Source organism: Enterobacter sp. EC_64 (assembly GCF_019584165.1).
GTDB lineage: Bacteria > Pseudomonadota > Gammaproteobacteria > Enterobacterales > Enterobacteriaceae > Enterobacter > Enterobacter roggenkampii.
Map to the genome: position 1 here is coordinate 1 of NZ_VDAS01000032.1, position 14138 is coordinate 14138.

Here is a 14138-nt window from a genome sequence, read left to right on the forward strand (position 1 = left end):
AATGAAAATCACCCGCATAGTGCGCTGGGATATCACTCTCCGAGAGAATACCGGCGGCAGCGGGCATCGTTAACTTAAGATACAAAAGCTGTCCGGAAATGGCGGGTCAAGATCAGTTGAAAGGTTCGACCTACTTTTGTCAGCAGAGTGGTGCTGTCTGGGTATCTGCATCCGTTGACCACCAGGCAATATGCCAGCGCGTTTTAGGGCAAGATTCGGAAACAAGCTCTCTGTCGAGCTACCTTCGCTGGGATGATGTAAGTGCGGTTGATCTGGTTGAACTGCTATATGCGATTGAAACGGCGTAGGAAGGCTTTGCCTTATGGCTGTTCGCCACAAGGCACGAACTTCAGACAACAAAAAACCCATCAACCTTGAACCAAAACGGCGGGGTTGATGGGCTCCACAAATTGGGGACATCAAAGAAAAGCAGTGGCACTAGTTATGACTGCCCCCTGATAAAAAAGTTCTGCGCGTAACAAAAATATTTTCCGCCACGCGCATTCTTAGGAGTTATCCGAGCCCCGGCCAGATGATGATGATCAGCGTACCCGCCAGCGTGAGCAGTACGTTAGCGATAGCATACGTGCCCGCATAGCCCAGCGCCGGGATGTTGCTGCGCGCGGTATCGCTGATGATTTCCATCGCTGGGGCACAGGTACGCGCTCCCATCATCGCCCCGAAGAGCAGGGCGCGGTTCATGCGCAGCACGTAGGCGCCGAACAGGAAGCAGATAACCACCGGCACCAGGCTGACGATAAGTCCGGAAACCAACATCTGCCAGCCAACGGCACCCAGGCTGTGGCCAATGCCGCTGCCCGCGCTTAAGCCCACGCCCGCCATAAAGACCATCAGACCGAACTCTTTCACCATGTTCAGCGCGCCCTGCGGAATGTAGCCGAAGGTCGGGTGGTTCGCTCGCAGGAAGCCCAGCATGATCCCGGCGAACAGCAGCCCGGCGGCGTTACCGATGCCGAAGCTAAAGTTGCTGAACTGGAAGGTGATCATCCCGATCATCAGGCCAACGATAAAGAAGGCGCAGAAGGCCAGCAGGTCGGTGACCTGGCTGTGAATGGAGATAAAGCCGATGCGGTCGGCCACGGTTTTCACGCGGCGGGCGTCGCCGCTGACCTGCAGCACGTCGCCTTTGTTGAGCACCACGTTATCGTCGATGGGCATCTCAATCTGGCTGCGGATCACGCGGTTGAGGAAGCAGCCGTGGTCGGTCAGCTTCAGCTGCGCCAGGCGGCGGCCAACGGCGTTATGGTTTTTCACCACGATCTCTTCGGTGACGATGCGCATGTCGAGCAGGTCACGGTCGAACACCTCTTTGCCGTTACGGAAGCTCGGGTCGAGACGGGCGTGGGCGTCCGGGTAACCGACCAGCGCGATGTCGTCGCCCATCTGCAGCACCGCGTCGCCGTCCGGGTTCGCCAGAATACCGTTGCGGCGGATACGTTCGATGTAGCAGCCCGTCTGGCGGTAAATCCCCAGCTCGCGCAGGTTTTTACCGTCTGCCCATGCCACCAGCTCCGGCCCGACGCGGTAGGCGCGGATCACCGGGAGATAAACTTTTCGTTTGGAGTCGGTATCCAGACCGCGCTCGCGGGCGATTTGCTGGGCGCTGGTCTGCAGATCCTGATGCTGCAGTTTTGGCAGGTAGCGTGCGCCAACGATCAGGCTCACCAGACCAATCAGATAGGTCAGGGCATAGCCCAGGCTCAGGTGGTCGAGGGCGGTGGAGAGCTGTTCCCCGGCCATACCGGAGTGGCGCAGGGTATCACCGGCACCCACCAGCACCGGAGTGGAGGTCATCGAGCCTGCCAGCATACCGGCCGTTAGCCCGATATCCCAGCCAAACAGTTTACCCAGCCCTAACGCGATCAGCAGCGCGCTGCCGACCATCACCAGCGCCAGCATCAGATAATTTTTGCCGTCGCGGAAGAAAATAGAAAAAAAGTTCGGCCCCGCTTCCACGCCAACACAAAAAATAAACAGCATAAAACCTAAGTTGAGCGCGTCCGTGTTAATGCTGAAGTGCTGCTGGCCTAATAATAAGGAGACGACTAAAACGCCAATGGAATTACCGAGTTGAACCGAACCCAGGCGCAATTTACCCAGGCAAAGACCCAGCGCCAGAACCACAAATAATAACAGGATGTAATTCCCATTTAACAAGTCTGCGACGTTTATATTCACGGAGGCTAACTTCTTGTTTACCAGTAAGTTGTTGAATGAAAGGACTTTTTGGGCTACTGTTTTTTGGGTCAGGGAAAAGCGTTAACGCTCCCTGTTTCCTGCTTTATTCCCTAAAACATTAGCTGGCGTGTAGTTTAATCGCATTAGCTACTGACAGCTACTGATTATCGCATCACCCTGTGCGTACTTTGGCAAGGATTGCCGCATTGCTTTATCTGACTGGGCGTCTACCCGACGAAAGTGTATTTGATAGAGATAAGTCAGGAGGATAGGTTGAATATGAAACGAAACTGGGCGGGGGTGATCAGCTGCTTTTTGCTGTTCACGGTCGTATGCATGTCGCTTGCTTTTAACGTGAAAGGGGCATTCAGGGCGTCGGGTCATCCGGAGCTCGGGTTGCTCTTTTTTACCCTGCCGGGGGCAGCTGCCAGTTTTCTCTCCCGTAAAGGGGAGGTGGTGAAGCCACTGCTGGGCGCCATGCTGGCCGCGCCGCTCTGTTTGCTGATGATGCGCTTGCTGTATATCTCTACGCGAAGTTTCTGGCAGGAGCTGGCGTGGTTGATGAGCGCTGTTTTCTGGTGCGCCCTTGGCGCGCTCTGCTACTTATTTGTGCGCAGTCTGCTTCATAACCGACGGCACCACAAATAAAAACGCCCTCTCGGTGAGGGCGTCCTTTCATTTCATTACTGGGCAGCAAACAGGCCCAGGTGCTCTTTGGCGTAAGCTTCAAAGTCGGTGCAGCCGCCAATGTGTTTCTGATCGAGGAAGATCTGCGGTACGGTTTCAACCGGCTTACCGACAGTTTTTTCCAGATCGGCTTTGGTGATGCCTTCCGCGTGGATGTCCACATAGCGGAAGTTGAAGTCATCGCGCTCTTCGGTCAGTTTCTCAGCCAGCTCTTTCGCGCGCACACAGTAAGGGCACCCTGGACGACCAAAAATAACTGCAAACATTTCTCTCTCCTCAAAAAAACAAGCCTGACGGCGAATGACACGTATAGTGCCCCATAACCTGTCGTCATTAAAGAAGGTTTCGCCTGTCGTTATAATATCTATGAGCTATGTTTCGCCAATTACACCGCGCATATCATTGCCTATACTGGCTGCCATACGGTTTAAGCAAGACAAAGAGAGACAAGATGACGCCAACCATAGACCTGCTCCTTTCCCATCGTTCCATTCGCCACTTCACCGATGAGCCGATTACCGATGCGCAGCGCGAAGCGATTATTAACAGCGCAAGGGCGACCTCCAGTTCCAGCTTCCTGCAGTGCAGCTCCATTATCCGCATTACCGACCCGGCGATGCGTGAACAGCTGGTGACGCTGACCGGCGGGCAGAAGCATGTGGCTCAGGCAGCCGAGTTCTGGGTATTCTGCGCCGACTTTAACCGCCACCTGCAGATCTGCCCTGAGGCCGAGCTGGGCCTGGCCGAACAGCTGCTGCTGGGCGTGGTGGATACCGCGCTGATGGCGCAAAACGCCTTTACGGCGGCGGAGTCGCTGGGGTTAGGCGGCGTCTACATTGGCGGCTTGCGTAACAATATTCAAAGTGTGACCGACCTGCTGAAGCTGCCAAAACACGTGCTGCCGCTGTTTGGCCTGTGCCTTGGCTGGCCGGCGGATAACCCGGATCTGAAGCCGCGCATTCCTGCGGCGATGCTGGTGCATGAAAACCACTACCAGCCGGTCGATCAGGACGTCCTGAATCACTACGATGAAGAGCTGGCGAACTACTACATGACGCGCGGCAGCAATAACCGCCGCGACACCTGGACTGACCATATTCGCCGCACCATCATTAAAGAAAATCGCCCGTTTATTCTTGATTACCTGCACAAACAGGGCTGGGCGACGCGATAGTCCATTTATCCTGCGCCTGCCTGCGTATATGATACGCAGGCTTTTTCCATGTCTTCAGAGAGGTGCAGGGTGAAAATTGCCATATTGTCCCGGGATGGAACGCTCTATTCATGTAAGCGCCTGCGAGAAGCGGCGGCGAAACGCGGGCATCAGGTTGAAATCCTCGACCCGATGTCCTGCTATATGAACATCGATCCTGCCGCCTCGTCGATTCACTACAAAGGCCGCAAGCTGCCGCACTTTGATGCGGTGATCCCCCGCATCGGCTCCCAGATTACCTATTACGGCACCGCCGCGCTGCGCCAGTTCGAGATGCTGGGCAGCTACCCGCTCAACGAATCCGTCGCCATTTCCCGCGCCCGCGACAAGCTGCGCTCGCTGCAGCTTCTTGCCCGTCAGGGGATCGATCTTCCCGTCACCGGGATTGCCCATTCCCCGGACGACACCAGCGATCTGATCGACATGGTGGGCGGCGCGCCTTTGGTGATCAAGCTGGTGGAAGGCACGCAGGGCATTGGCGTGGTGCTGGCGGAGACCCGTCAGGCGGCGGAGAGCGTGATTGATGCCTTCCGGGGCCTCAATGCCCACATTCTGGTGCAGGAGTATATCGAAGAGGCGAAAGGGCGCGATATTCGCTGCTTCGTGGTGGGTAACGAGGTCGTAGCGGCTATCGAGCGGCAGGCCAAAGAGGGCGATTTCCGCTCTAATCTTCACCGCGGCGGCATTGCCAGAATCGCCGATATCAGCGATCGCGAACGGGAAATTGCCGTGAAAGCGGCGCAAACCCTGGGGCTGGACGTAGCGGGTGTAGATCTTCTGCGCGCGACGCGCGGGCCGCTGGTCATGGAGGTGAACGCCTCGCCGGGGCTGGAAGGTGTGGAAAAAACCACAGGGGTCGATATTGCGGGTAAAATGATCTTATGGATCGAGCGTCATGCGACGCCGGGCTACTGTCTGAAAACGGGTGGTTAAATGGATTACCGCGCGCTTTTTAAGTACCCTATGCGAAGTTTTTATTAAAGAGGCTGCATCGCGATGGATTTACAGGTCGTACCTACACTGGATACGTTACGTCAATGGCTTGATGATGCCGGAATTACGTTCTTCGAATGTGATTCCTGCCAGGCGCTGCATCTGCCTCATATGCAGAATTTCGACGGCATTTTCGATGCCAAAATCGATCTGATTAACGACGTGATCCTTTTCTCCGCGCTGGCCGAAGTGAAGCCCTCCGCGCTGCTGGCGCTGGCTTCCGACCTGTCGGCAATCAATGCCAGTTCTTTGACGGTGAAGGCATTTCTCGACATACAGGATGATAATCTGCCAAAACTGGTCGTTTGCCAGTCTTTATTCTCCGGGGCAGGGCTGTCGTTCAAGCAGTTTGCCTGGTTTATGCGCTTGAGCGAAGAGCAAATTTCGATGGTTATGATGGAAGCCAATGCACACCATCTGCTGTACAGCGCGGAAGATGATGCAGAGAATAATGATGCATCTCCCAATTTTCTTCACTAAGCCTGTCTGACTTTTGCGCAGTCGCTGCCATAGCGGCTGCAGAAGGCCATTTTTTCTGCTGCTTTTAACCTTTTTTTAAAGAATTATTCACCTCCCTGAAGGCCGTTTCGGCTTATCACGTAGACTTAACCTGCATAAAAAATTGATAAAAGGCGTTTTTTCGTCTGGGCTATAGCCGGGGACACGGGCTACAGTTATTCTTGCGATGCTTAAAAAAGCGAGCGGAAGCTGCCGGGTAAAGAGGTTTCTTTTTATTTTGAGCAGAGCGACAAACTATGCATGATTTTTGCATATATCCTGATTGCACAGTTTTAGTTCGTTTGTTAACGAGCTTTCAGAAGGAATAACACTATGATCGCCTTGAATAAAAAATGGTTATCGGGTCTGGTTGCGGGTGCTCTGATGGCCGTCTCTGCCGGCACGCTCGCTGCGGAACAAAAAACGCTGCACGTTTATAACTGGTCTGACTATATTGCGCCGGACACGGTGGCAAATTTTGAAAAAGAGACCGGCATTAAAGTCGTCTACGACGTGTTCGATTCCAACGAAGTGCTGGAAGGAAAGCTGATGGCGGGCAGCACCGGGTTCGACCTCGTGGTGCCTTCCGCAAGCTTCCTGGAGCGCCAGCTGACGGCAGGCGTTTTCCAGCCGCTGGATAAGAGCAAATTACCGAACTGGAAAAATCTCGATCCGGAAGTGCTGAAGCTGGTGGCTAAGCACGACCCGGACAACAAATACGCGATGCCTTACCTGTGGGCGACCACCGGTATCGGCTACAACGTGGATAAAGTCAAAGCCGCGCTGGGCCCGGACGTGAAGCTGGACAGCTGGGACGTGGTGCTGAAGCCGGAAAACCTCGAGAAGCTGAAAAGCTGCGGCGTCTCCTTCCTCGATGCCCCGGAAGAGATTTTCGCGACAGTGCTGAACTACCTGGGCAAAGATCCGAACAGCAATAAGGCCGATGATTACACCGGCCCGGCGACCGATCTGCTGCTGAAGCTGCGTCCAAACATTCGTTACTTCCACTCGTCCCAGTACATTAACGACCTGGCGAACGGCGACATCTGCGTTGCGATCGGCTGGGCAGGGGACGTATGGCAGGCGGCAAACCGCGCGAAAGAGGCGAAAAACGGCGTGAACGTCTCCTACTTCATTCCGAAAGAGGGGGCGCTGGCCTTCTTCGACGTCTTCGCGATGCCGGCTGACGCCAAAAACAAAGACGAAGCGTATCAGTTCCTCAACTACCTGATGCGTCCTGAGGTTATCGCCCACATCAGCGACCACGTTTACTACGCGAACGGTAACAAGGCCTCCGTGCCGCTGGTGAGCGAAGAGATCCGTAATAACCCGGCTATCTATCCGCCAGCGGATGTGTTCGCCAAGCTCTTCACCCTGAAAGTCCAGGATCCAAAAATTGACCGCGTGCGTACCCGCGCGTGGACCAAGGTGAAAAGCGGTAAATAACCCTTTGTCACAGGCCGGGCAAGCGAAGCGCCCCCGGCAACAGGCGCACCGTTCTGGTGCGCCTGCACCATGATTTGATCTCTACCGGAGAACACCCCGTGAATGACGCGATCCCCCGCCCGCAGGCGAAAGTCCGTAAAGCGCTGACCCCGCTGCTTGAAATTCGTAACCTCACCAAATCTTTCGATGGCCAGCATGCCGTGGACGACGTCAGCCTGACGATCTATAAAGGCGAAATTTTTGCCCTTCTGGGGGCCTCTGGCTGTGGTAAATCGACCCTGCTGCGTATGCTGGCCGGTTTTGAACAGCCCACCGCCGGGCAGATCGTGCTCGACGGCGTGGACCTCTCCAGCGTGCCGCCGTATCAGCGCCCGATCAACATGATGTTCCAGTCCTACGCGCTGTTCCCGCATATGACGGTGGAGCAGAACATCGCCTTTGGCCTGAAGCAGGATAAGCTGCCGAAGGCTGAAATTACCGCGCGCGTGGCCGAGATGCTGAGCCTGGTGCACATGCAGGAGTTCGCCAAGCGTAAGCCGCACCAGCTCTCCGGCGGCCAGCGCCAGCGCGTGGCCCTGGCCCGCAGCCTGGCAAAACGCCCGAAACTGCTGCTGCTTGATGAACCGATGGGCGCGCTGGATAAAAAGCTGCGCGACCGTATGCAGCTTGAAGTGGTCGATATCCTCGAGCGCGTGGGAGTGACCTGCGTGATGGTCACCCACGACCAGGAAGAGGCCATGACCATGGCCGGACGTATCGCCATCATGAACCGCGGGAAGTTCGTTCAGATTGGCGAGCCGGAAGAGATTTATGAGCATCCAACCACCCGCTACAGCGCGGAGTTCATCGGCTCGGTTAACGTCTTCGAAGGGCTGCTGAAAGATCGTCAGGAAGACGGTCTGGTCATCGAATCGCCGGGGCTGCAGCATCCGCTTAAGGTCGATCCGGATAACTCGGTGGTGGATAACGTGCCGGTTTACGTCGCGCTGCGTCCGGAGAAGATCATGCTCTGTGAGGATCCGCCTGCTGATGGCTATAACTTTGCCGTGGGCGAAGTGGTGCACATTGCCTATCTGGGCGATCTCTCCATCTATCACGTGCGCCTGAAAAGCGGGCAGATGCTCAGCGCGCAGTTACAGAACGAACATCGCTACCGCAAGGGGCAGCCGACCTGGGGCGACGAAGTGCGCCTGTGTTGGGATGCAGACAGTTGCGTTGTGCTGACGGTATAAGGAGCGGCCAATGAGTACACTTGAACCTCCAGCCCGCGTCGAAAAGCCGGGCGGCTTTGCCCACTGGCTGACGCGCATGCAGATGAAGCACGGCCGCAAGCTGGTGATCGCCATGCCATACGTGTGGCTGATCCTGCTGTTCCTGCTGCCGTTCCTGATTGTTTTCAAGATAAGCCTGGCGGAAATGGCGCGGGCGATCCCGCCTTACACCAACCTGTTGGACTGGGCCGACGGGCAGCTGACGCTGACCTTAAACCTGGGTAACTTCCTGCAGCTCACCGACGATCCGCTCTATTTCGAAGCCTATCTGCAATCGCTGCAGGTGGCGGCGATCTCAACGCTCTGCTGTCTGGTGATGGGCTATCCGCTGGCGTGGGCGGTGGCGCACAGCAAGCCGTCGACGCGAAACATCCTGCTGCTGCTGGTGATCCTGCCGTCGTGGACCTCGTTCCTGATCCGCGTTTACGCGTGGATGGGGATCCTGAAAAACAACGGCGTGCTGAATAACTTTCTGATGTGGCTCGGGGTTATCGATCAGCCGCTGACGATCCTGCACACCAACCTCGCGGTCTATATCGGCATTGTGTACGCCTATCTGCCGTTTATGGTGCTGCCGATCTACACGGCGCTAACGCGTATTGACTACTCGCTGGTAGAAGCGTCGCTCGATCTCGGTGCCCGTCCGTTAAAAACGTTCTTCAGCGTCATTGTCCCGCTGACCAAAGGCGGCATTATCGCCGGGTCGATGCTGGTCTTTATCCCGGCGGTGGGGGAGTTTGTGATCCCGGAACTGCTCGGCGGGCCAGACAGCATCATGATTGGCCGCGTGCTGTGGCAGGAGTTCTTCAATAACCGCGACTGGCCGGTGGCGTCGGCGGTGGCGATTGTCATGCTGCTGCTGCTGATCGTGCCGATCATGTGGTTCCACAAGCATCAGCAGAAACAGATGGGAGATCGCGGATGAACAACTTACCGGTAGTGCGCTCCCCGTGGCGAATTGCGATCCTGGTCATCGGCTTTACCTTCCTGTATGCGCCGATGCTGATGCTGGTGATCTACTCGTTTAACAGCTCCAAACTGGTGACGGTCTGGGCCGGCTGGTCGACGCGCTGGTACAGCGAGCTGTTCCACGATGATGCGATGATGAGCGCGGTGGGGCTGAGCCTGACCATTGCGGCGCTGGCGGCGACCATGGCGTCCGTGCTGGGCACGATCGCCGCGCTGGTGATGGTGCGCTTTGGGCGTTTTCGCGGTTCGAACGGCTTCGCCTTTATGATCACCGCCCCGCTGGTTATGCCGGACGTGATCACCGGTCTCGCGCTGCTGCTGCTGTTCGTGGCCCTGGCGCATGCCATCGGCTGGCCGGCGGATCGCGGGATGCTCACCATCTGGCTGGCGCACGTCACCTTCTGTACCGCCTATGTCGCGGTGGTGATCGCCTCGCGCCTGCGCGAGCTGGATCGCTCCATTGAAGAGGCGGCGATGGATCTCGGCGCGACGCCGCTGAAGGTCTTTTTCATCATCACGCTGCCGATGATTATGCCGGCGGTGATCTCTGGCTGGCTGCTGGCGTTTACCCTGTCGCTCGACGATCTGGTGATCGCCAGCTTTGTTTCCGGCCCGGGGGCGACGACGCTGCCGATGCTGGTCTTCTCCAGCGTGCGCATGGGGGTCAACCCGGAGATCAACGCCCTGGCCTCTATCATCCTCGGCGTGGTCGGAATTGTCGGATTTATCGCCTGGTATTTGATGGCGCGCGCGGAAAAACAGCGCGTGCGCGATATCCAGCGTGCAAGACGCGGCTGAAGGATTTAAAATTTCCAGTGATGTGCCGCGCATGACGCGGCACTGTTTTTCAGGGAAGTAAAACATTGGGATTATTAAAAAAATCACGTATTACGCACGCGCGTCCTAACGTACCTGCACTGGTTCAGGTGGCGGCGCTCGCCATTATTATGATCCGCTGCCTGGACGTGCTGATGATTTTAAACACCCTGGGCGTGCGCGGCATCGGTGAATTCATTCACCGCAGCGTGCAGACGTGGAATCTGACGCTGGTCTTTTTGAGCAGCCTGATGCTGGTGTTTATCGAGATTTACTGCGCGTTTTCGCTGGTCAAAGGGCGCAACTGGGCGCGCTGGGTCTATCTGCTGACGCAGATTACCGCGGCGAGCTATCTGTGGGCCGCCTCGCTGGGCTACGGCTACCCGGAGCTGTTCAGCATTGCCGGTGAATCCAAACGTGAGATCCTGCGCGCGCTGTTTATGCAAAAGCTGCCGGATATGCTGGTGCTCTGTCTCCTCTTCGTTCCGGCCTCCAGTCGGCGGTTCTTCCGCCTGCAATAATGTGTATAATCGCAGCCCTCGTGATTCTTAAGGTTTTGATATGCAGTGCGCACTCTATGACGCCGGACGCTGCCGCTCCTGTCAGTGGATAGAACAGCCGGTCTCTCAACAACTCACCGCCAAAATGGCCGACCTGCAACAGCTGCTGGCAGCACACGCGGTGGGCGAGTGGTGCGCACCCGTCAGCGGCCCGGAACAGGGTTTTCGCAATAAAGCCAAAATGGTGGTCAGCGGCAGCGTAGAAAAACCGCTGCTGGGGATGCTGCACCGCGACGGCACGCCGGAAGACTTAACCGACTGCCCGCTGTATCCTGACTCCTTTGCACCGGTCTTTGCCGCACTCAAGCCGTTTATTGCCCGGGCAGGGTTAACGCCCTATAACGTGGCCCGCAAGCGCGGCGAGCTGAAGTACCTTCTGCTGACCGAAAGCCAGATCGACGGCGGCATGATGCTGCGCTTCGTGCTGCGCTCTGAAACTAAGCTTGAGCAGCTGCGCGCGGCCCTGCCTTGGCTGCAGGCGCAGCTTCCGCAGCTGAAGGTCATTACGGCGAACATTCAGCCGGTGCATATGGCGATTATGGAAGGGGAGAAAGAGATTTTCTTCACCGACCAGCACGCGCTCGCGGAGCGCTTCAACGGCGTGCCGCTGTGGATCCGCCCGCAAAGCTTCTTCCAGACCAACCCGACCGTGGCAAGCCGCCTGTACGCCACCGCCCGCGACTGGGTGCGTGCGTTGAACGTTCACCATATGTGGGATCTGTTCTGCGGCGTGGGCGGGTTTGGCCTGCACTGCGCCACGCCGGAGATGAGCCTCACCGGGATTGAGATCTCTGCCGAAGCGATTGCCTGCGCGAAGCAGTCTGCCTCTGAGCTGGGGTTAACGAATCTGCGCTTCCAGGCGCTCGACTCCACGCAGTTCGCCACCGGCCAGGGCAACGTGCCGGAACTGGTGCTGGTTAACCCGCCGCGCCGCGGCATCGGGAATGCGCTGTGCGACTACCTGAGCCAGATGGCGCCGGAATACATCATCTATTCCAGCTGCAACGCGCAGACCATGGCGAAAGACATCGCTCAACTGCCGGGCTATCGCGTTGAACGCGTTCAGCTTTTCGATATGTTCCCGCACACCGCGCATTATGAAGTGTTGACGCTGTTAACCCGTAGGCCGGGCAAGGCGTAGCCGCCACCCGGCATGACCCCCGCATAATGTTCAACAAAATGTGAACTCTTCATCCCGGCGAAATCAGGTAAGCTTACGTCATAAGACATGAATATAGGCTTACCCATGAAGCAGATCCTGCTGGTAGAAGACGACCACGATATCGCGGCGCTTCTGCGACTCAATTTAGAAGACGAAGGCTACGCCATCACCCACGAGCCCGACGGGGGCAACGCCTTACAGCGTCTTGACGCCCAGACGTGGGATGCGGTGATCCTCGACCTGATGCTGCCCAACGTTGACGGTCTGGAGATTTGCCGCCGCATCCGTCAGATGACGCGCTACCTGCCGGTGATCATCATCAGCGCCCGCAGCAGCGAAACCGACCGCATTACCGGGCTGGAAACCGGCGCCGATGACTATCTGGCAAAACCGTTCTCCGTGCAGGAGCTGATTGCACGCATCAAAGCGCTGTTTCGTCGCCAGCAGGCGATGGGGCAGGCGCAAGCCGACGGACACATTCAGGCGCACGGGCTGACCATCGATCCGCTGGCGCGCAGCGTGCTGCTTCACGGCCAGGTGGTGGATCTCACCCCGCGCGAGTTCGAGCTGCTCTACTTCTTTGCCCGTCATCCCGGCGAGGTGTTCTCCCGTCTGGCGCTGCTGGAGCAGGTCTGGGGCTACCAGCACGAAGGTTACGAGCACACCGTCAACACCCATATCAACCGCCTGCGCATCAAGATAGAGAAGGACGCCGCCGAGCCGGAGATCATTCGCACCGTCTGGGGCAAGGGCTACAAATTTGCGGAGCCGCAGCATGATGCGTCGCTTTAGCCTGAGCCAGCGCCTGACGCTGCTCTTCATCCTGCTGATGATGCTCTGCGCTGCCGTCGCCTGCGCGGTACAGCTCTACAGCAGCATGCAGTACGGTAATGCGATGGTGCAGCGTTTGTCGGGCGGGCTGGCGCAGCAGATCGTTCAGCGCGAACCGATTCTGGACGCGCAGGGCAGGGTCGACCGCAGCGCGCTGAAACCGCTGTTTGGCCGGCTGATGACCTTTAATCCGAGCGTTGAGCTCTACGTTGTCTCCCCGGACGGCGATATCCTCGCCGACGCTGCCCCGCCGGGCCATATTCAGCGGCAAAAAATCGACCTGGCGCCGGTGCAGAGTTTCCTGAGCGGCACGGCCATGCCGGTACTGGGCGACGATCCGCGCAGTCAAAATCAAAAAGTCTTTAGCGCTACGCCGCTGCGGCAGGACGGCGAGTTAAAAGGCTATCTGTACATTATTTTGCAGGGCGAGGAGTCAAACGCCCTGGCTGAAATGGCCTGGCACAAGGCGCTGTGGAGTACCGTCCTGTGGTCGATGCTGTGGGTCGCGCTGTTTGGGCTGCTGGCAGGGTTGCTGGTCTGGTACTGGGTCACGCGCCCTGTCAAACAGCTGACGGTGGAGGTCGCCGGGCTGGAGCAGGACAGCATAAGCGCCATCAGGCTGCTGGCGGGACAGACGCCGGACGCGGCGGCAAAAGATGAGGTGGCGATCCTGCGCAACAGCTTTATCGAGCTGGCGCGCAAAATCACCCAACAGTGGGATCGGCTGGCCGACAGCGATCGTCAGCGTCGTGAGTTTATCGCCAATATTTCGCACGATCTCCGCACGCCGCTCACCTCGCTGCTGGGCTATCTCGAAACCCTGTCGCTCAAATCCGCCACCCTGACGCCGCAGGAGCATCAGCAGTATCTCGCCACCGCCCTGCGTCAGGGGCAAAAAGTCCGGCATCTTTCGCAGCAGCTTTTTGAGCTGGCGCGCCTTGAACACGGCGGTATTAAACCCCAGCGCGAGCGGTTCGCAATGGCGGAGCTGATTTCCGACGTGGCGCAGAAGTTTGAGCTCACGGCCCGGACGCGCGAGGTCAATCTGCATATTGACGTGCCGGGGCCGCTGCCGATGGTAAACGCCGATGTGTCGATGATTGAACGCGTGGTGACCAACCTGCTGGATAACGCGATGCGCCATACGCCTGGCGGCGGAGAAATTCGCCTGGCGGTGTGGCAGGAAAATGAACAGCTGCAGGTCGAAGTGTCCGACAGCGGAACGGGCGTGGATGCCTCGCTGCGCGACGATCTGTTCCAGCGGCCGTCGGCGCTCAACACCCAGGCGTCGAGAGAGAATCGCGGCGGGTTGGGGCTGTTAATCGTGAAACGGATGCTGGAGCTGCACGGCGGCGGGATCAGGCTGATGGAGTCGGCGAGAGGGGCGCGGTTCAGGTTCTTTGTGCCGCTGTGAGAGAGTGCCGGGTGGCGCTGCGCTTACCCGGCCTACAACTTCCCCCGTAGGCCGGGTAAGGCGAAGCCGCCACCCGGCA

The 14138-nt window shown here is 57.7% G+C and carries 14 protein-coding genes; 12 read left to right on the forward strand and 2 right to left on the reverse strand.

What is annotated here, in order from left to right; translation table 11 throughout:
* Positions 1–513 precede the first annotated feature (513 nt).
* Positions 514–2199: an aspartate:alanine antiporter gene (locus FHC52_RS19660; RefSeq protein WP_008503440.1), complete on the reverse strand. Its 1686-nt coding sequence runs from the start codon at positions 2197–2199 to the stop codon at positions 514–516.
* Positions 2200–2472: 273 nt separating this feature from the next.
* Between FHC52_RS19660 and FHC52_RS19665 the strand changes: the two genes are divergently transcribed.
* Entirely contained in the window at positions 2473–2847 is a 375-nt protein-coding gene (locus tag FHC52_RS19665) for an inner membrane protein YbjM (RefSeq protein ID WP_025912901.1), read from the forward strand.
* 35 nt (positions 2848–2882) lie between these two features.
* Here FHC52_RS19665 and FHC52_RS19670 read toward each other — a convergent pair whose 3' ends face one another.
* Positions 2883–3152 (reverse strand): GrxA family glutaredoxin, encoded by a 270-nt coding sequence (locus tag FHC52_RS19670; protein WP_006809455.1) that lies wholly within the window; start codon positions 3150–3152, stop codon positions 2883–2885.
* A gap of 185 nt (positions 3153–3337) precedes the next feature.
* Between FHC52_RS19670 and nfsA the strand changes: the two genes are divergently transcribed.
* The 11 genes from nfsA (at position 3338) to FHC52_RS19725 (ending at position 14059) form a co-directional block, all read left to right on the forward strand.
* Entirely contained in the window at positions 3338–4060 is a 723-nt protein-coding gene (nfsA, locus tag FHC52_RS19675) for a nitroreductase NfsA (RefSeq protein WP_008503442.1), read from the forward strand.
* A gap of 69 nt (positions 4061–4129) precedes the next feature.
* Positions 4130–5032: a 30S ribosomal protein S6--L-glutamate ligase gene (rimK, locus tag FHC52_RS19680; RefSeq protein ID WP_021240931.1), complete on the forward strand. Its 903-nt coding sequence runs from the start codon at positions 4130–4132 to the stop codon at positions 5030–5032.
* Between the two features lie 63 nt (positions 5033–5095).
* Positions 5096–5572, forward strand: coding sequence for a YbjN domain-containing protein (locus FHC52_RS19685; protein WP_003858385.1), 477 nt, complete (start codon positions 5096–5098; stop codon positions 5570–5572).
* Between the two features lie 351 nt (positions 5573–5923).
* A complete protein-coding gene (potF, locus tag FHC52_RS19690) occupies positions 5924–7036 on the forward strand; it encodes a spermidine/putrescine ABC transporter substrate-binding protein PotF (RefSeq protein ID WP_008503444.1) in 1113 nt (370 codons plus the stop codon).
* Between the two features lie 98 nt (positions 7037–7134).
* Entirely contained in the window at positions 7135–8268 is a 1134-nt protein-coding gene (gene potG / locus FHC52_RS19695; protein WP_021240929.1) for a putrescine ABC transporter ATP-binding subunit PotG, read from the forward strand.
* Between the two features lie 10 nt (positions 8269–8278).
* A complete protein-coding gene (gene potH / locus FHC52_RS19700) occupies positions 8279–9232 on the forward strand; it encodes a putrescine ABC transporter permease PotH (protein ID WP_021240928.1) in 954 nt (317 codons plus the stop codon).
* The gene (potI, locus tag FHC52_RS19705) at positions 9229–10074 is read left to right on the forward strand and encodes a putrescine ABC transporter permease PotI (protein ID WP_008503447.1); all 846 of its coding nucleotides are present in this window, start codon (positions 9229–9231) and stop codon (positions 10072–10074) included. The genes potH and potI overlap by 4 nt, the downstream gene beginning before the upstream one ends.
* 65 nt (positions 10075–10139) lie before the next feature.
* Complete coding sequence (locus tag FHC52_RS19710) at positions 10140–10613, forward strand: YbjO family protein (protein WP_126287671.1); 474 nt, start codon at positions 10140–10142, stop codon at positions 10611–10613.
* Positions 10614–10653: 40 nt separating this feature from the next.
* On the forward strand, positions 10654–11793 hold the full coding sequence (rlmC, locus tag FHC52_RS19715) for a 23S rRNA (uracil(747)-C(5))-methyltransferase RlmC (RefSeq protein ID WP_126287670.1): 1140 nt from the start codon (positions 10654–10656) through the stop codon (positions 11791–11793).
* 105 nt (positions 11794–11898) lie between these two features.
* Positions 11899–12606, forward strand: a complete 708-nt coding sequence (locus tag FHC52_RS19720; RefSeq protein ID WP_008503450.1) for a response regulator transcription factor — start codon at positions 11899–11901, stop codon at positions 12604–12606.
* Entirely contained in the window at positions 12590–14059 is a 1470-nt protein-coding gene (locus FHC52_RS19725; protein ID WP_126287669.1) for an ATP-binding protein, read from the forward strand. The genes FHC52_RS19720 and FHC52_RS19725 overlap by 17 nt, the downstream gene beginning before the upstream one ends.
* Positions 14060–14138 lie beyond the last annotated feature (79 nt).